Annotated in this window: 18 protein-coding genes and 5 pseudogenes; 12 read left to right on the top strand and 11 right to left on the bottom strand. The window is 54.1% G+C overall.

Going from position 1 to position 19,325, the window contains the following annotated elements; genetic code table 11:
- Positions 1–16 precede the first annotated feature (16 nt).
- A complete protein-coding gene (locus GPOALKHO_RS03040) occupies positions 17–337 on the top strand; it encodes an alpha-hydroxy-acid oxidizing protein (protein WP_406703356.1) in 321 nt (106 codons plus the stop codon).
- 294 nt (positions 338–631) lie between these two features.
- A pseudogene (locus GPOALKHO_RS03035) lies at positions 632–1,003 on the top strand (alpha-hydroxy-acid oxidizing protein).
- 1,899 nt (positions 1,004–2,902) lie between these two features.
- On the opposite strand, the gene ychF reads toward GPOALKHO_RS03035, so the two are convergent.
- The 5 genes from ychF to lolB all read right to left on the bottom strand — a co-directional run bounded on the left by ychF (position 2,903) and on the right by lolB (position 8,030).
- The gene (gene ychF, locus GPOALKHO_RS03030) at positions 2,903–3,994 is read right to left on the bottom strand and encodes a redox-regulated ATPase YchF (protein ID WP_406702937.1); all 1,092 of its coding nucleotides are present in this window, start codon (positions 3,992–3,994) and stop codon (positions 2,903–2,905) included.
- A 112-nt stretch (positions 3,995–4,106) separates the two neighbouring features.
- Positions 4,107–4,691, bottom strand: a complete 585-nt coding sequence (gene pth, locus GPOALKHO_RS03025) for an aminoacyl-tRNA hydrolase (protein ID WP_406702935.1) — start codon at positions 4,689–4,691, stop codon at positions 4,107–4,109.
- Positions 4,692–5,485: 794 nt separating this feature from the next.
- Positions 5,486–6,433 (bottom strand): ribose-phosphate pyrophosphokinase, encoded by a 948-nt coding sequence (locus GPOALKHO_RS03020; protein ID WP_406702934.1) that lies wholly within the window; start codon positions 6,431–6,433, stop codon positions 5,486–5,488.
- A 119-nt stretch (positions 6,434–6,552) separates the two neighbouring features.
- Positions 6,553–7,410 (bottom strand): 4-(cytidine 5'-diphospho)-2-C-methyl-D-erythritol kinase, encoded by an 858-nt coding sequence (gene ispE / locus GPOALKHO_RS03015; RefSeq protein ID WP_406702933.1) that lies wholly within the window; start codon positions 7,408–7,410, stop codon positions 6,553–6,555.
- Positions 7,410–8,030 (bottom strand): lipoprotein insertase outer membrane protein LolB, encoded by a 621-nt coding sequence (gene lolB / locus GPOALKHO_RS03010; protein WP_406702932.1) that lies wholly within the window; start codon positions 8,028–8,030, stop codon positions 7,410–7,412. The genes ispE and lolB overlap by 1 nt, the downstream gene beginning before the upstream one ends.
- A 234-nt stretch (positions 8,031–8,264) precedes the next feature.
- On the opposite strand from lolB, the pseudogene hemA reads away from it, so the two are divergent.
- The 6 genes and pseudogenes from hemA to kdsA all read left to right on the top strand — a co-directional run.
- Positions 8,265–9,429: pseudogene (hemA, locus tag GPOALKHO_RS03005) on the top strand (glutamyl-tRNA reductase); the annotation flags it as partial.
- 42 nt (positions 9,430–9,471) lie between these two features.
- Positions 9,472–10,554 (top strand): peptide chain release factor 1, encoded by a 1,083-nt coding sequence (prfA, locus tag GPOALKHO_RS03000; RefSeq protein ID WP_406703354.1) that lies wholly within the window; start codon positions 9,472–9,474, stop codon positions 10,552–10,554.
- Positions 10,554–11,414: a peptide chain release factor N(5)-glutamine methyltransferase gene (prmC, locus tag GPOALKHO_RS02995; protein ID WP_406702931.1), complete on the top strand. Its 861-nt coding sequence runs from the start codon at positions 10,554–10,556 to the stop codon at positions 11,412–11,414. The genes prfA and prmC overlap by 1 nt, the downstream gene beginning before the upstream one ends.
- Before the next feature lie 232 nt (positions 11,415–11,646).
- On the top strand, positions 11,647–11,862 hold the full coding sequence (locus GPOALKHO_RS02990) for a transglutaminase family protein (protein ID WP_406702929.1): 216 nt from the start codon (positions 11,647–11,649) through the stop codon (positions 11,860–11,862).
- Positions 11,863–11,902: 40 nt separating this feature from the next.
- Positions 11,903–12,076 (top strand): hypothetical protein, encoded by a 174-nt coding sequence (locus GPOALKHO_RS02985; protein WP_406702928.1) that lies wholly within the window; start codon positions 11,903–11,905, stop codon positions 12,074–12,076.
- A gap of 41 nt (positions 12,077–12,117) precedes the next feature.
- Positions 12,118–12,972 carry a 3-deoxy-8-phosphooctulonate synthase gene (gene kdsA, locus GPOALKHO_RS02980; protein ID WP_406702927.1) on the top strand — a complete coding sequence of 285 codons (855 nt, stop codon included), beginning with the start codon at positions 12,118–12,120 and terminating at the stop codon, positions 12,970–12,972.
- Between the two features lie 31 nt (positions 12,973–13,003).
- Here kdsA and GPOALKHO_RS02975 read toward each other — a convergent pair whose 3' ends face one another.
- From GPOALKHO_RS02975 to GPOALKHO_RS02955, 5 genes and pseudogenes are all read right to left on the bottom strand, one after another.
- Positions 13,004–13,132, bottom strand: coding sequence for a hypothetical protein (locus GPOALKHO_RS02975; protein ID WP_406702926.1), 129 nt, complete (start codon positions 13,130–13,132; stop codon positions 13,004–13,006).
- On the bottom strand, positions 13,123–13,506 hold the full coding sequence (locus tag GPOALKHO_RS02970; protein WP_406703529.1) for a hypothetical protein: 384 nt from the start codon (positions 13,504–13,506) through the stop codon (positions 13,123–13,125). Before GPOALKHO_RS02970 ends, GPOALKHO_RS02975 begins: the two co-directional genes overlap by 10 nt.
- Positions 13,499–14,006: pseudogene (locus GPOALKHO_RS02965) on the bottom strand (SulP family inorganic anion transporter); the annotation flags it as partial. The gene GPOALKHO_RS02970 and the pseudogene GPOALKHO_RS02965, both read right to left, overlap by 8 nt.
- Before the next feature lie 73 nt (positions 14,007–14,079).
- Entirely contained in the window at positions 14,080–14,340 is a 261-nt protein-coding gene (locus GPOALKHO_RS02960; protein ID WP_406702925.1) for a hypothetical protein, read from the bottom strand.
- Between the two features lie 65 nt (positions 14,341–14,405).
- Positions 14,406–14,612 (bottom strand): hypothetical protein, encoded by a 207-nt coding sequence (locus GPOALKHO_RS02955; RefSeq protein WP_406702923.1) that lies wholly within the window; start codon positions 14,610–14,612, stop codon positions 14,406–14,408.
- Between the two features lie 239 nt (positions 14,613–14,851).
- Between GPOALKHO_RS02955 and GPOALKHO_RS02950 the strand changes: the two are divergent.
- Positions 14,852–15,102, top strand: a pseudogene (locus tag GPOALKHO_RS02950) (ChaB family protein).
- 658 nt (positions 15,103–15,760) lie between these two features.
- On the opposite strand, the gene nadE reads toward GPOALKHO_RS02950, so the two are convergent.
- Positions 15,761–16,585, bottom strand: coding sequence for an ammonia-dependent NAD(+) synthetase (nadE, locus tag GPOALKHO_RS02945; RefSeq protein WP_406702922.1), 825 nt, complete (start codon positions 16,583–16,585; stop codon positions 15,761–15,763).
- A gap of 153 nt (positions 16,586–16,738) precedes the next feature.
- Here nadE and GPOALKHO_RS02940 point away from each other — a divergent pair, with 153 nt between their 5' ends.
- The 3 genes and pseudogenes from GPOALKHO_RS02940 to GPOALKHO_RS02930 all read left to right on the top strand — a co-directional run bounded on the left by GPOALKHO_RS02940 (position 16,739) and on the right by GPOALKHO_RS02930 (position 18,490).
- Positions 16,739–16,888, top strand: coding sequence for a hypothetical protein (locus tag GPOALKHO_RS02940; RefSeq protein WP_406702920.1), 150 nt, complete (start codon positions 16,739–16,741; stop codon positions 16,886–16,888).
- Between the two features lie 582 nt (positions 16,889–17,470).
- Positions 17,471–18,171, top strand: a pseudogene (locus GPOALKHO_RS02935) (efflux transporter periplasmic adaptor subunit); the annotation flags it as partial.
- The gene (locus GPOALKHO_RS02930; RefSeq protein ID WP_406702919.1) at positions 18,143–18,490 is read left to right on the top strand and encodes a hypothetical protein; all 348 of its coding nucleotides are present in this window, start codon (positions 18,143–18,145) and stop codon (positions 18,488–18,490) included. The pseudogene GPOALKHO_RS02935 and the gene GPOALKHO_RS02930, both read left to right, overlap by 29 nt.
- The last annotated feature ends 835 nt before the right edge of the window (positions 18,491–19,325 follow it).

Below are 19,325 nucleotides of genomic sequence, written 5' to 3'. Positions count from 1 at the left end.
TTGACGCAGGCCGCCCATCGAGAAAACAGCGAGGTCTCGCGCGATTGCACTTTCGCCAGCGCGTGGGCGCAACATAGAACATATTACTACCCGCACAACCACATTCTGTGACATGAAACAACCGGTGTCACTGCCGTTGATTTTGGTGTCCATCGGGCTGATCAGCATGCTCCATCCCGAGGGCGAGCTGCTGGCTGCTCGGGCTACGGAGACGGGTGTACCCTATTCGCCTTCCACCGTCAGTATTAGCAGTATCAAAGCGGTGGCGGCTGAGTACGCCAAGCCGTTTGGTTTCGATTTACACGATGAAAGATCGAGGCTTTATTGCCTGATTTGAGCACCCGCGCTGCCGCGGGCTGTTCTGCCCTTTCCTTGACGCGCGATCTTCCGATTCAGGAGCGGCGTCATAAAGATATCCTCAGCGGGCTATCGGTGCCCCGGCGCCGACGCTGTGCGGGATGATGTCAATCCTGATGTATCCGCGTTGGTGCCTGTGGGCGCCGCAAACGCTACGCCGCACCTCTCTGAAACGCCTTTATAATATTGCCGGCCACGCCAAATGCGTCACCGACACCTTGGGTTTCACGGAGTTGGATGAGACGCCAGTTCGACCGCAGTTTCTGCTGGGGGGATGTTGCCTGAGAAAAAACGCTGGCGCGGCAAATTGGTGATCAAAGGGATCATGGACAGCGCGGACTGGCCAGGCGCTTCGTTTGCCGGTGCGGACGCCATCGTGGTATCCAATCACGGCGGTCGCTAGCTGGGATGGCACGCCGTCCACCATTAGCGTAGTCGGTGGTGCCGGTGAATTACGACAATGGACGCGGACAACGTAATGATTGGCCGCGCTTTCCTCTACAACCTGAGTACATTGGGCGAAGCGTGTGTGACCTTATGTCTGGACCCGTTACGGAAAGAGATGAAATCGACCATGGCGCTGTGCGACGTGACCCGCATCGACGCCATGAGTCCACAGCATATCGTCGATTATCCCTGGCCTTGACCTCGGGCCACGCTGCGGCCCGGCGCTTCTACCACTGCACTTCAGCCCATCATCTGTGATCCTATAATGGATAAAGGGGTATGAGTTACGTTTGGTAATTATAAAATGCATTCCTCCACGCTGGAGGTAGTAATCCGCATGCATGCCGGCAAAATCGATGTGTTGCTGAAGGATTAGCCCATTTGAGCGAGTCAAGCGATGCGCTACCAATCGCTGTATGTCTAAACGCATATCTTCATATACTACAGCGTCCCATGGGGGCCGTGAGCTGCTCAGCTATACCAAAAGGACACCCAAATTATGCCTTTGAGGAAGCGGACGACGGCCAGATCCGCGGCTGGGCGCGGTGGCGCGGCGTGCCGCTAGAAACGAAGCCGAGCGGGGAGATTCACGTACGCCGTCTTCGCCAGCGAATTCGCTCCCATCGCGGCGCTAGCGCCGGAGGCACTCAGCGCCGACCTCATAATAACATTGGAGATCTATGGCGGCGGTTTTACCGTGGAAGACAGGCGTTTGCTAGCGTGTCCTCACCCCCTAAAGAGGGTAGGCACGTGAATTCATCCGCATTATCACCGGTACCGACGGCGGAATTTGTGGCGCCATCGCCATCCGGCTGGCGCGTCAGGATGAGTGAGTTAGTGCTGACCACAGCAGCTGCCAGGCGCTATCGGAGTGTCAAGAGCAGTGTGCGGGCGCTGAGTACCGAGGTGCGTGCATGGCGATCTGCGTCGCCAACAGGACATAGCGACACTGGTGGCCGTCGCGGACGCGGAATTTGGCGGTTGTTAGGGAGTTGTCAGCAATGCGCCGGGATTGCCGGCGTAGTCGAGTCTATCATCGATTATCTCGCCGCGATATCGCATGGCGGCCGCGCCTTACGGTAAGCCTGAAGACGTCGTCCACGCCGTGGTCTGAAAACATGAAAGTCATGACGGTGCAGCCGGCGTCGCTGGTTACTGTGCAACATAATTTGCTTCGGTCATTGCCCAGCTGTTTCCCAGTCGAAAGTCAGGCTATCAGTGCCGATCCGAACACCCATTGGCCAGAGAAATATTCCTCCAACGTAGCTTTAATCCCTTTTATGGCATTGAGTGATGAACCGCCCCCAGCGTCATTATGACGTCCTGCTTGAACGCTTTAAATTGGGCCGCACTTACCTATAGGATCTCAACGCTGGGATTAGGTTTTAATGTCGCTGAAATAGACACTGAGGCCTGCGGCATTTTAGATTAAATAGTGCGCGTTACCAGAAACCGCCATAAAACTATCAGTAATCATTCCTATCTTTTATGACCTAACTGGCGTAATACTTTAATGGCATCTTCGCCAAGATAAACTTTTGGAATTGAAAGTAGCTAGCCATTTCTCAACCACCTTATCCCTTGCTACAGAGTGTCGACATTTGAACGCCGGGCATGAAAGAGATTGGATGGTATCACAGGTACGATATGAAGACGCTAGCCATGGTTTGTGTATAAGTAGGAGCATGTTGTTGTCGTATCAGATGACTGACAAAATACGGGGCGATGTGGGCAGAAAAGCCTCTCTGGTGACCAGGCAGGTATTAGTTTTGGGTGTGAGTCAAATAATCGACACGATGCAATAAACGTACTGTAGGTAACCAAACGCATGGATATCCATACCCTTAATATGGGCTGTTGCGCTTTATTTTTGCCGACAACATAGAGGGCAAGCATTAGCAGCAGACCGCTAATTAATCGCCAAAATAGATAAGTTCACCGCGGGCGGTAAGTGAACAAGTGAATGAATAGATAGGTTGGTAACTGAGTAATTGTCCCTAATGCATTAGCTAAATGGGACAAAATAATCCATGTCAGTGCGTGGATTTTAGTTATTTTTATGATAAGGTATCCAACATCATGGGATAACAAATTTTATTTAGATGTTGAACAGGAAATTCATAACGTCGCCGTCTTTAACCACATATTTTTTCCCTTCGGAGCGAATTTTGCCGGCCTCTTTGGCGCCTTGCTCTCCTTTATAGGTAATGAAATCAGCAAAAGAAATCGTCTGAGCGCGGATAAAGCCCTTTTCAAAATCGGTGTGAATTTTTCCTGCCGCCTGCGGCGCGGTAGCGCCCACCGGGATGGTCCAGGCGTGCACCTCTTCCACCCCGGCAGTGAAATAAGTTTGCAGATTCAACAGTTCATAGCCGGCGCGAATGACGCGATTCAGGCCCGGCTCGTCAAGACCCAATTCCGCCATGAATTCATCGCGCTCTTCGTCGTCGAGCTCAGCGATATCCGATTCTACCGCAGCGCAAACCGCGACCGCCACCGATCCCTCGGCTGCAGAGATAGCACGCACCTGATCCAAATAAGGATTATTGTCAAAACCGTCTTCATTTACATTGGCAATGTACATCGTCGGTTTAAGCGTCAGAAAACTGAGATAACGGATAGCGTTTTTCTCATCTCTCGACAGCTCCAGCGTGCGCAGCATGCCGGTATTGCTCAGATGTGAAAGACACTTTTCCAGCACAGACAGCTCCAGCTTGGCATCCTTGTCGCCACCTTTGGCGCGTTTTTGCACTCGGTGGATGGCGCGTTCGCACGTCTCCAAATCGGACAGGGCCAGCTCGGTGTTAATGACATTGATGTCCTCTGCTGGATCGACTTTCCCCGCCACATGAATAATACTGTCGTTTTCAAAGCAGCGCACAACATGGCCGATCGCTTCGGTTTCACGGATATTGGTCAAAAACTGGTTGCCCAATCCTTCCCCTTTGGACGCGCCTTTCACCAGACCAGCGATATCGACAAACTCCATGGTGGTCGGCACGATACGCTTCGGTTTGACGATTTCCGCCAACTGATCCATGCGCGGATCGGGCATCGGCACCACGCCAGTATTGGGGTCGATGGTACAAAACAAGAAGTTCTCCGCTTCAATGCCCGCCTTGGTCAACGCATTAAACAGGGTGGATTTGCCCACGTTAGGCAACCCGGCAATACCGCATTTGAAACCCATGGTCATTTTACCTTAAATAGCTCTATTATCAGCCAGTCAAATGCCAATGTCGACATAAGATCACTCTAAGTTCATTATACACAAAATCCGCGCATTACTCGACGCCTGGCGTTTAACCGGGTCGGTAAGCATTCAGACGGTTCATAGCCTGCGTAGCATCCTGGGCAATAAGAATCTCCGTACAGTGCACCGCTTTATCGATAGCGCTATCAATCAGCCGTAATTCTGCCGCGGGTGGTTTGCCGAGCACAAAGCCCACCACTTTGTTTTTGTCGCCAGGATGGCCAATGCCGATGCGCAGGCGGTGGAATAGGGGATTGTTGCCCAGGCGATTAATAATGTCTTTTAGGCCATTATGGCCGCCATGCCCGCCACCTAGCTTTAGCTGAGCGCTGCCGGGCAACAGATCCAGTTCATCGTGCGCGACCAGGAGCTCTTCTGGTGCGATGCGGTAATAGGTGGTCATCGCTACTACTGCTTTGCCGCTGAGATTCATAAAAGTCGTCGGGACCAGCAGGCGAACACCATTGCCACCGAGGGTCAGACAGGCAGTGTAGCCGTAAAATTTGCTTTCCTCTTTTAACGTTTGCAGATAGCGCTCTGCCAGTAACTCGACATACCAGGCGCCAGCATTGTGGCGGGTTGCGGCGTACTCAGCGCCGGCATTGGCCAGTCCTATAATTAATTTAATCGTCACGTCTTGGTCTCAATCTGTGGGTTTGCACACCAGTTTACTCTGCCGGAGTAAGGCTTTTCAAATCAACGGCCCGCCAACGATGTCACGGATCGCCTCGATTCGTGTAATTTATTGAATAGTCTGTGATCGTCACCACAAGGTGAGGTTCAACTCTGGCTATGCTTTAATCAGTGATAGGAATAGTTAGCGAAAGGAGTGACGCCGAGCAAGGGCATCCGCACAATTAGGAGGCGTAACATGAAACGTAAATTAGAAATGCTGGTCAGCAATAGCCTCATGGGCGAGGGGATGACTAATGGTTGCCAGCATCGCCGTATCGGTGATCAATCAACTACCCCAAATCTACATGCCTAATTTAATGGCCGTCGACGGCATTGTAGCATCTTTGTTGGCATACTGTTTATAGCTCGCGAGCGCGCGCATGGGCAGTCACGAGGAAATTTCCGACTGGTGGCGCAGCGCTTTGATGCGCCACCAAAAACCATAACGGCCGCTACCATTAACCTGTAATGCCGCGGTAGGACAGACTGACCTGACGCAGCGGCACGACGACCGTTGATTTTTCCTAAACGGGCGAGCGGCTTCTCTGTGGCCAATCATCACACGACCCGTGCTGCATTTGGGTAATGAGTGAAGCTTAAGTGAAGCTTAGGTGAGCTGTGGGCAACAAACAGTCTGTACTTTTCAAGAAACCGCAGTGGTTGAGTGACTGGTAACCCTTAATAAGTCGCGATGGCTTGGCAAAGCACGTCAACGTGCCGCGCGTCTGGGAATGGGTAGCGCGCGGTAGGGGGTTAGTGTTCGAACATCGCTGATATAGATTCTTCGTTACTGATGCGGCGAATCGCTTCCGCTAGCATGCCCGACAATGTTAACGTGCGCACGTTAGGCAGTGCCTTGATGGCCGAATCTAAAGGGATGGTATCGCAGACAATCACTTCATCAATCACCGAATTCTTAATATTGTCAAAGGCGTTGCCCGAGAAGATCGGGTGCGTGGCATAGGCGAATACCCGCTTGGCGCCGCGCCCCTTCAATACTTCGGTAGCTTTGCACAGGGTATCGCCGGTATCGATCATATCGTCCACCAGCACGCAGTCGCGACCCGCTACGTCACCAATGATATGCATGACCTGCGACACGTTAGCGCGTGGGCGGCGCTTATCTATAATTGCCATATCGGTATCGCTAAGTAGCTTAGCTATCGCGCGTGCGCGCACCACGCCGCCGATATCTGGGGAAACGACAATCGGATTTTCCAAATCCTGTTGCAGTATATCTTCCAGCAAAATCGGGCTACCGAACACATTATCCACCGGCACGTCGAAAAAACCCTGAATCTGTTCCGCGTGCAAATCAACTGTCAGCACGTGGTCAACGCCAACGCTTGAGAGAAAATCGGCGACCACTTTAGCAGTGATTGGCACGCGAGCGGAACGGACGCGGCGATCTTGACGCGCATAGCCGAAGTAGGGGATAACGGCGGTGATACGACCGGCAGAGGCCCGGCGCAGCGCATCCACCATCACAACCAGCTCCATCAAGTTGTCATTAGTGGGCGCGCAGGTGGACTGAATGATGAAAATATCGCCACCGCGGACGTTTTCATTGATTTGCACACTGACCTCGCCGTCGCTGAAACGGCCAACGGCGACATTGCCAAGACTGGTATATAAACGGTTGGCAATACGCTGCGCCAGTTCCGGGGTGGCGTTTCCAGCAAAAAGCTTCATATCGGGCACGAGAAGAACCTCAGGCTTGCTTCAAGAGAAGGTATTGCGTCAGCCTGACACCAGGAAAGGCGGCGACACCATGCGGGACAATGTCATATGGGTAATGCATTAGTCCGCCGTCGGACGGGTCATCGCACCCCTGACAGCGCGCGGTGCAACGGGGAAACGTTAACGCCTCTGGCTACAAAACCGCGCATCCATGCTGGAGCTTGCGATAAAACCTGACAGGCAGCGGCCTCGGTATCGAATTCGGCAAACACACAAGCGCCTGTGCCAGTCAGTCGCGACGGCGCGTATTCTAACAGCCATGAAAGATGCTGTTCAACCGCGGAAAAACGTTTTCTTGCGATCGGCTCACAATCATTCTGGAAATTGGCGGCCATAAGCGCGGCGAGCGGGCGCGACGGCGCGTCTCTTCGCAGCTCAGGATCGCCGAAAATGCGCGGCGTGGCAATACTTACCGGCGGCACTGCCACCAGATACCATTTCTCCGTCGGAGCAGCCGGCGTGAGCAGCTCGCCGATGCCTTCGGCTAGCGCCGCCTCGCCGTAAACGAACATCGGTACATCGGCGCCGAGCGTCAGCCCGAGTCGCGCCAAGGTGGCTAGAGTTAAACCGCAGTTCCACTGGACGTTGAGCGCCACTAGCACAGTGGCGGCATCGGAAGACCCACCGCCGAGCCCCCCGCCAATTGGTAGCACTTTTTCAAGGCGGATATTTGCTCCCGGCGCTGCAGGGTCATCTGTTGCCCAACAGTGGCGATGCAACAGCCGCGCGGCGCGAACGATGAGATTATCCTCCTCCGCCACTCCCGCGACCGGGTTCAGCAGGCGGATGCGGCCGTCGACGGTTGGGGTAATACTGAGTGTATCGCCATAATCGAGAAACTGAAATAGCGTTTGCAACAGATGGTAACCGTCGGCGCGGCGGTCGGTAACATACAAAAACAGATTCAGCTTTGCAGGGGCTGGCCATTGACGTGTCATTACAGACTCCAGCTATCCATTTTCAATTTGATGCGGTTATCGCCCTGGTGTAATTCCAGATTCGACGGTAACGCCGGCACGGTATCGTCGTGATAGCCCTGGTAGGTCACAGTCCAGCGCTGTCCGTTGTGGCTATAATTCACCTGATGTAAATAGCCGTGGGCATTGATGGTGAAATTGGTGGCATCGCCGGGCAGACCGAGCATCCATTGGCGCAGGTCGTTGAGGGGGATAGACATGCCGACTAGCTTTTGGATCATCACCTCAGGATTGTCGCTGACGTAGCGTTTACCTTGATTGTTGACGAGCTGAGCTACGCCGGGCTGTACATTGAGATCCATCTCGGTACTGCCGAGTGGGCTGCTCAGAATCAAGCGGTAGCGATCGGCGCTGGTTTGCTGCCAGTTAAAGCGCGCGTAAACTTTTTGCTCCTTGGAAAGATAGGCGAAAGCGCCGCGCGTCTGGTAATGGGTGAGCGTGAAAACCGACTGCTGGTGACTTCGCCATTCGGGCGAGGTTTGGCTTTTGGCCGGGCCAGAAGGCGTGTGAATACCACAGGCGGCAAGCAGCAGACTGGCGAGCGACAGCAAGCGGAAAACGGCGTAATTACGCTCTGGCATGACTTCAAGATTCTTAAATATCGTGAGAGAAATGACTTTCTCTCACGCTAACAGAGGGCATCGTTAGCGTCAATAGCTTTAGTTGTTTACACCATCAATGGAAGGAAAGTGCGGTGCGGCTTTTCTTGCACCCGAGCATCAAGTAGAATGCGCGCAGACGCAACCATACTGTAGAATGCGCGCAGACGCAACCATACTAACGCTTGTGCTACTCTGTAACCTGAACCCGTAACATTGCTCGCATTCGGTGTCAATCACAAAACAGCACCGGTCGCTTGGCACGAACGGGTGACGTTCTACCCGATACCCTAGAGCAGACGTTGGGCAGCTTGCTTGAACAATCGCTAGTGCAGGACGGTGTCGTCTATCTACCTGCAACTGCACCTGGCGGCTGTACCTGAGCGTTGAACAACAGGCTATTGGAGGCGCTGGTACGCTGGCTGTGCGATTATCACCAGTTGGAACTGGACCAGGTGCGCCAGAGTCTTTACTGGCATCTCAGTGATGAGGCCGTCAGCCATCTGATGCGCGTCGCTAGCGGCCTGGACTCTCTGGTGCTTGTCGAGCCGCAATCCTGGGTCAGATTAAAAGGCGTTCGCCGAATCCCATCGCGGGCACAGCCTATCGGTGGATTTGGAGCGATTGTTTCAGAAATTGTTCTCTGTTGCCAAGCGAGTGCGCACCGAAATTGAAATCAGCTCACACGCGGTTTCGGTGGCGTTTGCCGCCTGCACCATAGCACGGCGGAATTTGAACCCTGGCTGCGGTGACAGTGCTGCCGGTGGGCGCCGGCGAAACGATTTAACTGGTGGCGCGCCACCTGCGCGAGCACAGAGTGAAGCGGCTACTCATGGCGATAACCTCATCAGGCTGGCGAAGATTAATAGCCAATTGGGCGAGGCCGACATTATTATCACCTCCACCGCCAGCACCCTGCCGATTATCGCTAAAAGAATGATGGAGCAAGCGCTGAAGCAACGCCATTATCAGCCCATGCTGCTGGTGGATATCGCTGTACCGCACGATATTGATCCGGAGGTGGCGAAGCGGACCAGCGCCTTCTGTATACGGTGGACGATCTGCAGGCCATTATCAAAAATCTGGCGCAACGTGAACATGCTTCGGTATTGTCGAACCATCGTCGTACAGGAAAGTCTAGATTCATTGGTTGGCTACGCAGCCAATCGGCAGTGGAGGCGATACGCGATTACCGTACCTAGGTGGTAGCCTGCTGACGTAGTTTGAAGCCAACGCGCCTTAGGCGTTGCGCCTCGGCGCCGACTCGGAGCAGATTGTAAAGAGATGGCGTACAAGCTGACCAACTGTCTCGTTCCCGCGCCGACAAAATCGCTACAGCAGGCCAGCCCGCGAAGGCGACGCCGAGCGACTACATATTTTGGACTGGACACGCACTAAAACACATAAGGTAAATACACCACGCATGAAGCCCTCGATAGTCGCCAAATTGGAGGCGTTGCAAGAGCGCCGTGAAGAGGTGGAAGTCCTACTCGGCGATCCTGGTGTCATTGCCGATCAGGCGCGTTTTCGCGTCCTGTCGAAGGAGTACGCGCAGTTGTCTGATGTGACAAATTGTTTTCAGCGCTGGCGGCAGGTGCAAGAAGATATCCACAGCGCGGAGCACCTTCTGCAGGACCAGGAAATGCGCGATATGGCGCAAGAGGAGCTGATGGCCTCACGCGCCAGCCGGGAGCGGCTTGAGCAGCAGCTTCAGGTGTTGCTGCTGCCGAAGGATCCAGACGATGAACGCGGCTGTTTTCTAGAAGTGCGCGCTGGTATCGGCGGCGATGAGGCGGCGCTGTTCGCGGGCGATCTGTTTCGTATGTACAGCCGTTTCGCCGAGACCCGCTGCTGGAAGGTGGAGATTGTAAGCGCCAGCGACGGCGAGCACGGTGGCTTTAAAGAAGTCATCGCCAAAGTGTCTCATGAAGGGGCTTACGGCCTGTTGAAATTTGAATCCGGCGGCCATCGCGTGCAACGGGTGCCGAAAACAGAATCCCAGGGGCGCATCCATACCTCGGCCTGCACTGTGGCGGTAATGCCGGAAATTCCGAAGGCGGAACTGCCGGAAATCAACGCAAACGATTTGCGGATCGATACCTTCCGCTCCTCCGGCGCGGGCGGTCAGCACGTTAATACCACTGACTCGGCAATTCGTATTACCTATCTGCCCACCGAGCTGGTGGTGGAGTGCCAGGACGAACGCTCCCAGCACAAGAATAAGGCTAAAGCTCTAGCGGTGCTGGGCGCGCGCTTACGTGCCGCCGAAGTCCAACGCCGACAACAGGAGGAGTCTACCGCGCGACGCAACCTGCTGGGCAGTGGTGATCGCTCCGATCGCATCCGTACCTACAATTTCCCGCAGAGGCGGGTGACAGATCACCGCATCGGCCTGACGCTGTACCAGCTGGAGGAAGTGATCGAAGGTAAGCTGGATATGCTGATCCAACCTATCATGCAGGAGTATCAGGCCGATCAGCTCGCTGCATTGTCCGAGACGCCCTGATGACCTGGCAGCAATGGCTGACGCAGGCCACAGCCCGGCTGCGTGAATCGTTGAGCCCCAGCGCCAAGCACGATGCCGAAATCTTGCTGGCACAGGTGACCGGAGCGACGCGTACTCGGATGCTGGCCTTCGGCGAAACCCCGCTGACGGACGCCCAGTTCGCGATCCTTGAGACGCTTCTTACGCGCCGCGAACAGGGCGAGCCTGTGGCCTATCTTATCGGCGAATGCGAGTTTTGGTCCCTGCGGCTGCACGTATCGCCCGATACTTTAATTCCACGTCCCGACACGGAATGTTTAGTTCAGCGCGCGCTGGCATTACTGCCGCCCGCTCGCGCCGAGGTGCTGGATTTGGGCACGGGCAGCGGCGCCATCGCGCTGGCGTTGGCCTCGGAACGGCCTGCGTGGCGAATAACCGGCATCGATCGCTCGTCTGGCGCCGTGGCGCTCGCTCGCGATAACGCCGCCCGTCTGGAACTGACGAATGTGCAGTTCTATGAAAGTGACTGGTTTAAAGCATTGCGGGCACAACGCTATGATCTTATTGTGAGTAATCCACCCTATATTGAGACGGACGATCCCCATCTTACTCAAGGTGACGTGCGCTTCGAGCCACGTAACGCTTTAGTGTCGGGGGAAGATGGCCTTAAAGATTTGGCGGCGATTTGCCGTGAGGCCTGGCCGCATTTGCAGCCCGGCGGCTGGTTGTTGCTCGAGCACGGCTGGCGTCAGGGGCCGGCGGTGCGCGCCATGCTCGCCGAAGCGGGTTTTAGCCAGACGGCTACCCTGCGCGATTACGGCGACAACGAGCGCGTGAGCCAGGGGCAACGTTGCCAGCGGGAAAGTGATTTTAATAAATAATGGAATGGACAGGCGTGCTACACGAGCGACAACGGGATAATCGATGACCAGAATGGATCACACCCGCCAGCAGTGTCCATCGCGCTCCGCTAGTCCGAGCATCATTTTCCGCCGTCTGCCCCTGGTGCTTATTGTTGGCCGCCGTTGCCGATTTTGAATATAATCAGCACCCTCTACTGCGCGTTACCCAGACCATTCAGCCCGATTTTTCCCTTAATAACGTCATCGCCAATTGCAAAGCCTTACGGAGGAAGCGCGGCGTCAGATCGCCCAGGTGCTGGAAATCCGGTTGTGCGGTGATTTTCCGACCCAGATGATCCTGCGCACTGACTGCCTCGACGGTAAAATGCGGCTGATAAACCCTATGAATGACGACCCACTGGACGCGCACACGCTCGATATCTGTCTGCGTGGCAATCTGGGTGAAGGGGTGCAGCTTAATGAATAGGATCTGGAAGAGGCACGAAAACAGGAGGTTACGCTGAAATTTGGCGGATCTCTACGAAATCTGCGACAGATGTCTGATTCATGTCGAGCTGGAGTGCGATCACGTGGCGCTAAACGATTTAAATTGCTTCGTCGAGCAGTGCCCAGAAGATACGATCAGCGAGATGATGAAGGTCCAAATCAACTCTATCAAAAAATCGGTTATTCTACATTGACCAGCGGCGATTGCTGGTTAATTTCAATTAAAAGGTGAAGAATGAAACAATTGGTGGTCAATATTGGCGACATTCAGGTAGCGAATGATTTGCCCTTTGTGCTATTCGGCGGCATGAACGTGCTGGAGTCGCGTGATCTGGCGATGCGCATCTGCGAACACTACGTCACCGTGACGGAAAAACTGAGTATTCCCTATGTATTTAAGGCGTCGTTTGATAAAGCCAACCGATCCTCAATTCATTCCTATCGTGGGCCTGGTCTGGAAGAGGGTATGAAGATTTTTGCCGAACTGAAAGCGCAGTTTGGCGTGAAGGTCATAACCGATGTGCACGAATCTGGCCAGGCGCAAAGCGTGGCGGACGTGGTCGATGTTATCCAGCTACCGGCGTTTTTGGCACGCCAGACCGATCTGGTGAAGGCTATGGCTTGTACCGGCGCGGTGATCAACGTGAAAAAACCGCAGTTTGTTAGCCCTGGACAGGTCGGTAATATTGTCGATAAGTTTCGTGAAGCCGGCAATTACCAGGTGATCCTATGCGATCGCGGCAGCAATTTCGGCTATGACAACCTGGTGGTGGACATGCTGGGCTTTAACGTGATGAAACAGGTCTCCGGTGGTTGCCCAGTGATTTTCGACGTTACGCACGCCCTGCAAACCCGCGATCTGTTCAGTACTGCCTCCGGAGGACGGCGCGCGCAGGTAAGCGAGCTTGCCCGCGCCGGTATGGCGGTCGGTATTGCCGGTCTGTTCATCGAAGTGCATCCGGACCCGGCGAATGCGAAATGCGATGGCCCCTCGGCCTTGCCACTAACTAAGCTGGAGCCATTCTTGCGCCAGATGAAGGCGATTGATGAACTGGTCAAATCCTTCCCAGAGCTCGACACCGGGCACTAACGCCCCAGTGCGCGCCGGCAGGGCGGTTACCCTAACGGCCGCTGTACCGCAATGATAACCGATCGGCAATCGGCATGACATTGGCCTGCGCCAACGTTTTCAGCAACTGGAAAGGAATATTGGTTACCAGCATAGCTGAAGGAATATTGGTTACCAGCATAGCTGATTGCGGACAATTTGTTGCAAACCGCATAAAAGCCTACAGGCCGCCTGCATCGAGCATCTGGACGACATTAAATTAAAAATAAGGTATTTATCTTCGTAGTCAATCGCGCTGAGCTCAGTAAAAATACGCTCCGCGGCGGCGAAGAATAGCGGACCGTTGATGCGTGCCACCTGCGTCATTGGCAGATTACACGGTAGTTCTGTCAAACGGGTCATCGGGCGGTACGGCGCATGAACAACAGCGACGCCAGCACGATCCAGATCGGTTTGGCAATAATCATATCGCACAAGACGGCCAGCGACATGCATAGTAATATAAGAATGGAGGATAATGTCGTCTTCCAGTGCCGAGACAGGAAAAGCGCACATTGGCAGCGAAGCTAGCGATGGCTGGGGTGGTGGTAATGTCGCCGCAAAACGACGCTAGCACATTACCGATATCTTGATTAGTAAGTTCATTGTCGGATTGATGCTTTTACCGGTTATGCCGTCCAGAACCACGGCGCACAGCAGCGATTCAATCATGCCCAGCGTCGTCGCCATGGAAAACGCTGCTGGAAGCAGGGCCGAGATAATCAGTAGCAGCCCCGATATGGAGTGTCAATCAACAGCCCCGCCAAGCCGAATTGTTGTGATATCAGATAGAGGATCACTGTGAAAGCGGCTGTCGGGCTCGATATGCTAAAACGTGAGCCCGCACAGGGGCGATCGCATGCCCGTGCGGCGGAGGCATATTGCCGTACTGCGACGCTATTCAGCTAGTAATCGCCATGGCCATCGCCAGCAGAATGGCAATGATACCGATGGTGATGCCGGTAACAGTATCTTTGAGCTGGCGTTGGGGTATAGTGTTCCTTCCAACGGTTCAAGAGGGGGAAACGGCCAGCTAGAGCATTATAGTTATCAGATAGGTAACAAATAGCGCAAGATGCGCCGTGCTGTTTAACACATTGGTGTGCAAGGTAGAGAGAAACCTGGCACATGATCAGCACGATCAACATGACCACAGCTTGTGGTGGCGACAGGCCAACCGAACGTCAGCTGATTACCGGTGAAAATAGCGATGAGCGTCACGGTCGGTACCATCAGTGGAGATGGTCGACAGGATTGAGCCATAAACAGGCTCATCGCCTGCTGAACCTCCTTGGCGAGCACGGCGCGGATAGCGCCACGGCCTTCAGGGGAGAGGATCAGTAGCGCCACCAAGCAAGCTGGTCACCCGTCTCGGCTCATCGAGGCGATTAGAAAATGATCGAGCGGCTCGGCGTTCACTTTGCACCACGAAGGTGATAATCAGCCACGCACTGCGCTAAAGCGACTAGCAGCAATGAGAAGCCGACCAGGCTAGTTGTGACGACCATGATGACCGAATACAGCGTGTCGCGCATCAAGGCGGGCGCAGCATTGCTGGTCGCCATTAGCGCCGAGATGAGGCTGGCTTTGAGAATTGCCACGGACAGAATCAAAATGAGCAACCCGAGAGGCTCGCCGAGCCGATGGCTAGCGCGTCGCCTCGACTTTTATCGCCTTCACGCCCGCCCATATTCTCTCATTTCCGCTAAAGCGCACGAGCAGGTCACGAGCAGGTATTGACGGGATGAAAATCCTCTTGATAGGTCGGCGTCGGGCGTCGGGACGGATGTTGGCACGCGTTGCGTCTGGAAAAACGCCACAGGACCTCTGAAATGGATAAAGATCTTAAAAGGAGGCTAGTATGCCCTATCAATCCAATTCATCTTTACTGGACAGCGTCAGTAGGGGTTCGCCAAATCATGCGCAGGATATTTATCGTGAAGCCTTTAATAGCGTTTAATATTAAAGGCGTCTCCGCCATGAGTCGCGAGCGGGGTCGCCCATAATGTCGCCTGGGCGGTGGTAAAACATAAATACCATAAAGGCGAAGACGACCGCTGGCACCCAGGAAAAGTAATGTCTGACGCTGCGCTCCGTAGCCCACGGCCGTAATTTTTGCCTGTGGCAGCCGGTCAGGTCTGCCGGGCGTCCGGCTCAGAGCGCCCATCATGCGTTTACGTCACATCGAAATCATTTATGCCATTATGGTGTCCGGCAGTATCGGTGGGGCGTACTGGCTTAATGTCTCGCAATCCAATATCAGCTACACGCTGTTCCATGCCGAATAGCAACTAGGATTTACCTTATTCGATTGTCGCCACTCCGAGCTACAGGAGACGTCTGAGCACAACGATGAATGCCGGAAATCGATTAGCGCCGCCCATGCGATTGGCCAATCTTTGATAGCGCAGGTGCTGTTGGACTACCGTCGACAGGCGGAGCCGTTGCCGACAGATGCTAACTGGTAATCGATTATCCTGACACTCTTTGCCAAGATCTGTTGGCTAACCGGCTGGATCTAGCGTTGGCCTTTGGTCAATTCCTGTCGCCGTGGCTGACGGTGGAAGTGCTCTATCGGGCCGATATGGTGGAGCTCGTCCCGCCATTTGTGATGGTCGCAGCGCCGATTCAGACGCTGACAGGCGGCGTAAAGCCAAGGCCCCATCAATGTGTCACGCTACATCTCCGCCGCTGGCGGAAAGGGGGGCTACAGCACAGGCTTAAACGTACACGGACGTGCCGGCGTGCGGCTGGCCGCGACCGGAGGGGATTATTGCCAAAAGTCGTCAAACACCGTCACCGGCGGATGGCGTTTGTGCTCGGTGCGTTGATACCAGTTTTCAATCACGCGCGCCGCGGCAGCATCGATGGTTTTGCCCTCCAAATAATCATCGACCATTTCGTATGTGATCCCGAGCGCGGTTTCGTCAGGCAAGGCGGGGCGATCTTCTTCCAGGTCGGCGGTCGGCGCTTTGAGATAGAGATGTTCGGGGCAGCCGAGGTGCTGCAATATGGCGCGGCCCTGGCGTTTATTCAGCCGGAAGAGGGGGTTGATATCGGTACCGCCGTCGCCGTACTTGGTGAAGAAACCAGTTACCGCTTCCGCCGCGTGATCGGTACCCACCACCAATCCCGCTGTCATGCCAGCGATACTGTACTGAGCTTTCATGCGTTCGCGCGCTTTTTCATTACCTTTAACGCAATCACTTAACGCGATGCCCGCCCCGCGCAAGGCTGCCTCGCTGGCCTGAATAGCGCTTTTAATATTGACGGTGATTACCTTGTCAGGCTGGATGAAAGCGATTGCATCCCGGCAGTCCGCTTCATCTTTCTGCTCGCCGTGGGGCAAGCGCACGGCGATAAAGCAGTAGTCGGCCATACCGGTTTCCTGACGGACCTCGCTGATAGCCTGTTGGCACATTTTTCCCGTCAGGGTAGAATCTTGTCCGCCGCTGATGCCAAGCACCAGCGTACGCACAAAAGTATGCTTTTTCAGATAGGCTTTGAGAAAATCCACGCTCACCCGAAATTCGGTGAGCGGGTCAATCATGGGTTTTACGCCCATCGCCGCTATAATTTCTTGCTGTAGTGTCATTCGCTTGTCTCCTGAAACATCAAGCTGCGGGTATTGCAAACGTCATGATGAGAGTAATCAAAAATAAGCACTAAAAGAACAACCTAGTTGAAAATGTGTTTTGGTATCTAGGCTTATTGATACTCACAACGAATGAGGTGACCTTGAGATAAAATGGTTCTGGCTATTTTCACCGCTGCGGCGATTTCTTTCCTTTTTACCTGTACCGTCTATGATCATGCCGACAACTATCTGAACAAACCCGTCGTTAGCGATCTGAAAAGGCGTGACAAAAGAGCAGCCGCGCTGTCGGCGGCGTGCTGACGACCTCCTCGCCATGATTAATGCGCATGGCACGTGTGATTCCTATGTCCTGGGTGATCGTGACGACAAACCGATTAATTATTTCGTCAACTACGACAAACATATAACACAAATCCTCAGCATGGCCAATAAGCGTTCCTAGCGTCCGCTGGGGCGTCGAGCCGTCGCCAGCTCTGGCCCGTTCCGGAGGGCAGTATGGGATCCCAGTTCTGCTATCATGGTGCCGACCTGCGCGCGACAGTAATGGTTTGCAAGCGTCAGCCCAACCGTAATTCTGCTCAAGGCGCTTACCATCACTAACGCAATTGCCTCAAAATGTTTGCCACGTCTCACACCTTCGATGAAGTTTCGTCCCCTGGCCGCCTCACCCAAGCTCGGGGAGATGCTCATATTTGACTAGCCCGCAGTCATTTTCCTTGACTTGGTGCTGTCGGTTATAACTACCTGCTGTCAAAGGAGATGCGCGCGTTGCCTGACACGCCAGCGTTACAGAGTGCATGGCATGGTAAAACCTATTTATGAAACATGTATTTTCGTCTTTTTACCAAAGTAGGCCATCCGCCCTCTTCTGCGGGTATAATGAGGATAAAAGGATCGTTGAGTTCCGATGTTCGCCCCAGGTGGGCGATATCATTCAGAAGCAGCTTTTACAGAAGGAAATGAAATCAAGGAGGGGTAGGCGCTATATCAAATCGGCCCAGTCAACCATCAGGCCACCTATGATGAGGTCGTGGGCAACTGAAAATGCCGTGGCGGTGATAAACAGCAGCAAACTGAAGGCGCAGCGTTATACAGCGCTGGTGAAGAAAAACGGTGTTTCCCGCCAGGATACCGATGATGGCCGTGACCACCTGGCAACAAAACGTTGCTTCGGTGGACCAATACCGCGCCGCGGTATAGAGCGCGCGTATCGATCTGCAACGCACCATAATTAAGGCCCTATTCTAGCCGTATCGGCATCTCTCCGGTTACCTCTGAGCCCTATTCTAGCCGTATCGGCATCTCTCCGGTTACCTCTGAGCCCTATTCTAGCCGTATCGGCATCTCTCCGGTTACCTCTGACGCGCTGGCCACCGTCCGTGCCCTGGACCTATCTATGTCGACCTGACTCAGTCCAGCAGCTAGCTGCTGCAGCTGTGTCGCCAATAAGGGATGCTAAAGCAGTGGGGTGACACGGTATCGATGACGGTCACGTTGGAGGACGGAACGTGTTACGCGCACGCCGGCAGGTTTGAGTGATCGAGGTGGCGGTAGATGAAAAAATGGGCACCGTCACGCTTCGCTAGGCCACGCCCCGGGCAGCAATTATCGCAACATGGCCTGTTGAACTACATTCTGAATGACCGGTTGCGTCAGACCGCCGCTATCGCGTTGAACAGAAACCGCGATTTGTGCGAAGCCGTAGCCAATGTTGAAGCAGCCAAAACACAATATGGTGAAGAACGATCGAATCTGTTCCCTACTATTGATGCGGAGCTGTCATGGACCTGCTTCCGCGCGCTGCCCGGCGAGGGTAACCAGACGGCGATAAGCCAAAGTACCCAGGCGAAGAGAAGCATTAGCGCCTTTGAGATGATTTATTCTGCAAAAACAATGGCTTGACGCTGGAGCAGTATGAAACCTACATCGGCACGCTGGCGAGTGCACGCAGCACGCGGTTAACCATGCTGTACAATTACTGTATAGTACTGGCTTGGCGCTCGCCACCGATCAAAGCAATCTGTTGTATATAAAATAACCTCTTGTGAGGTCACGCAAAATGCAGCATGGCATCGTCTCCAGGGTCGATGTAGCGTCGGCTGAATCACCTATCAATCCGCTATGGCCGATATCACTAGCTATTAAACCAGCGTGGCGAAGGATAAGAACACGCTGGACTTGATGGTGGGCCAGCACGTATCGGACGCCGTGGCTGCCGAACGGCATTGAGCGGCTATATGGCGCGCCAAGTGAAATGCCGCCGACAATTTCGTCGCAGGTCTTGCTTAACCGGCCGGATGTCCTGGAAGTGGAGCACAATTTGACTGCGGTAAACGCCAGCATCGGCGAGGCGCGGCCAATTTTCCCATTCATTTCCCTGACGATGTCAACCCGACACCTATTTGAGCGCGCTCGATGCCCAGCAGGAACTCTACAACGCATAACCGAATTAGGTCACATCCGACTGACGTATTATCAAAACTGATCTCGCTGTATTAGGAGAGGGCGGGCGGTTCTGGCGGAGGAATTACTCGCCTTAACCGATTACTCTGTGATTTTATTCCTTCAATCACCTTTGATTGATTGGCCGGCGAAAGGGCAGGGCGGTTTTACTGCTTGAAACGTTCTCGAACCCTCGCACAGCGCTACTCTTTAATCGATTTTACGCTAGGAAGAACAGGATCTGACGACGCACTTCTCCATGACGCACTGCTCAATCATGACGCTCCACCGACGT

This window comes from Sodalis sp. (in: enterobacteria), assembly GCF_036327475.1.
GTDB lineage: Bacteria > Pseudomonadota > Gammaproteobacteria > Enterobacterales > Enterobacteriaceae.
Note: the sequence above shows the minus strand (reverse complement) of the source record. Positions and strands in the feature narration are given on the sequence as shown.

What these genes read in the sequence shown, in the direction of transcription:
- ychF (WP_406702937.1), bottom strand. Translation starts at nt 3,994, where the DNA reads ATGGGTTTCAAATGCGGTATTGCCGGGTTGCCTAACGTGGGCAAATCC.
- ispE (WP_406702933.1), bottom strand. Translation starts at nt 7,410, where the DNA reads ATGACACGTCAATGGCCAGCCCCTGCAAAGCTGAATCTGTTTTTGTAT.
- lolB (WP_406702932.1), bottom strand. Translation starts at nt 8,030, where the DNA reads ATGCCAGAGCGTAATTACGCCGTTTTCCGCTTGCTGTCGCTCGCCAGT.
- prfA (WP_406703354.1), top strand. Translation starts at nt 9,472, where the DNA reads ATGAAGCCCTCGATAGTCGCCAAATTGGAGGCGTTGCAAGAGCGCCGT.
- prmC (WP_406702931.1), top strand. Translation starts at nt 10,554, where the DNA reads ATGACCTGGCAGCAATGGCTGACGCAGGCCACAGCCCGGCTGCGTGAA.
- kdsA (WP_406702927.1), top strand. Translation starts at nt 12,118, where the DNA reads ATGAAACAATTGGTGGTCAATATTGGCGACATTCAGGTAGCGAATGAT.
- GPOALKHO_RS02975 (WP_406702926.1), bottom strand. Translation starts at nt 13,132, where the DNA reads ATGCTGGTAACCAATATTCCTTCAGCTATGCTGGTAACCAATATTCCT.
- GPOALKHO_RS02970 (WP_406703529.1), bottom strand. Translation starts at nt 13,506, where the DNA reads ATGTGCGCTTTTCCTGTCTCGGCACTGGAAGACGACATTATCCTCCAT.
- nadE (WP_406702922.1), bottom strand. Translation starts at nt 16,585, where the DNA reads ATGACACTACAGCAAGAAATTATAGCGGCGATGGGCGTAAAACCCATG.
- GPOALKHO_RS02940 (WP_406702920.1), top strand. Translation starts at nt 16,739, where the DNA reads ATGGTTCTGGCTATTTTCACCGCTGCGGCGATTTCTTTCCTTTTTACC.
- GPOALKHO_RS02930 (WP_406702919.1), top strand. Translation starts at nt 18,143, where the DNA reads ATGAAAAAATGGGCACCGTCACGCTTCGCTAGGCCACGCCCCGGGCAG.